The organism is Actinotalea sp. (assembly GCF_035443605.1).
In the GTDB taxonomy this organism is placed as follows: domain Bacteria; phylum Actinomycetota; class Actinomycetes; order Actinomycetales; family Cellulomonadaceae; genus Actinotalea.
Genome location: NZ_DAORSQ010000218.1, coordinates 1 through 1,564, shown reverse-complemented (window position 1 = coordinate 1,564; position 1,564 = coordinate 1). Strand labels below are relative to the sequence as shown.

General features: G+C 71.8%; 2 protein-coding genes. One reads left to right on the top strand and one right to left on the bottom strand.

Going from position 1 to position 1,564, the window contains the following annotated elements; genetic code table 11:
* Positions 1-961 (bottom strand): M1 family metallopeptidase (locus PKY62_RS13325; protein ID WP_324537747.1); only part of this gene is annotated, 961 nt, incomplete at its 3' end.
* A 182-nt stretch (positions 962-1,143) separates the two neighbouring features.
* On the opposite strand from PKY62_RS13325, the gene PKY62_RS13320 reads away from it, so the two are divergent.
* Positions 1,144-1,564, top strand: a 421-nt coding sequence (locus PKY62_RS13320) for a mycothiol-dependent nitroreductase Rv2466c family protein (RefSeq protein ID WP_324537745.1), incomplete at its 3' end; no start/stop codon positions are given.

Here is a 1,564-nt window from a genome sequence, read left to right as displayed (position 1 = left end):
GCCAGAGGTCGTTCCACCACTTCATCGTCACGAGGTTGCCGAACCACATGTGCGCGAGCTCGTGCAGGATCGTCACGGCGCGGCGCTCGACCGTCGCTTCCGGCACCTTGGACCGGAAGACGTACCCCTCGAGGAAGGTCACCGCGCCGGCGTTCTCCATCGCCCCGGCGTTGAACTCGGGCACGAAGATCTGGTCGTACTTGGTGAACGGGTACGCCATCGCGAACCGCTCCTCGTAGAACGCGAACCCGGCGCGGGTGATCTCGAGGATGTTCTCCGTGTCGAGGTACTGCGCCAGGGACGCGCGGCACAGCACGCCGAGCGGGATGGTGCGGCCGTCGCTGCTCGTCAGCTCGCCGGTCTCGCGGTGGTACGGCCCGGCGACGACGGCGGTGACGTAGCTCGCCAGCCGCGGGGTGGGGGCGAAGGTCCACGTCGCCGCGCCCGGTCCGGCGGGCACGGGCTGCGGCGTGGGGGAGTTGGACACGACCGTCCAGTGGTCCGGCGCGGTCACCGTGAAGCCGAACGTCGCCTTGAGGTCGGGCTGCTCGAAGACGGCGAACACGCGCCGCGAGTCGGCGACCTCGAACTGCGAGTAGAGGTAGACCTCGTCGTCGACGGGGTCGACGAACCGGTGCAGGCCCTCGCCGGTGTTCATGTACGCACCCTCGGCGACGACCCGCAGCTCGTTGGTGGCCTCGAGCCCGTCGAGGGCGATCCGCGCGTCCGCCACCACCGCGGCGACGTCGAGCGCGCGCCCGTTGAGGACCACCTCGTGCACCCGCGGCGCGATGAGGTCGATGAAGGTGCTCGCGCCGGCCGTCGCCGCGAACCGCACCACCGTCGTGCTGGCGAACGCCTCTGGCCCCGTTGTGAGGTCCAGCGTGACGTCGTAGCTCGTCACGGACACGAGGGCCGCGCGGTCGCGGGCCTCGGCACGGGTGAGGTTCTCAGCAGGCACGGTGCTTCCTTCGTCGCAGGGGTTGCTCGCATCCTGCCACCTCGCACGTGGCGTGCCACGGGGATACCGCGCGCCCGGAGGGGACCGCGTCGGACGGTGGGCGGACCACCGTGCACGGGAGCGGAATGGTGCGGCCCGTGCGCGGGTTGTCGACGCAGACGACCACCGCCCCAGGGAGACCGATGACCAGCGCACCGCACGCCGAGCGGCAGACCACGACGTTCGCGGACCTCTGGTTCGACCCGATCTGCCCGTGGGCGTGGATGACCTCGCGCTGGCTGGGTGAGGTCGCCGCGACCCGCGACATCACCGTCCGCTGGCACGTCATGAGCCTGGCGGTCCTCAACGAGGGTCGCGACCTGTCCGAGAAGTACCGCCGGATGATGGACGACGGGTGGGGCCCCGTGCGCGTGGTGACCGCCGCGCGGCTGGCGCACGGGGACGACGTCGTCAAGCCGCTGTACGACGCCATCGGCACGCGGCTGCACCCGGGCGGGCGCAAGGACAAGGACGCCGTCCTCGCCGAGGCGCTCGCCGAGGTGGGCCTGCCGGCGGCGCTGGCGGGTGCGGCGACGAGCGCGGAGCACGACGACGCCCTGCGCG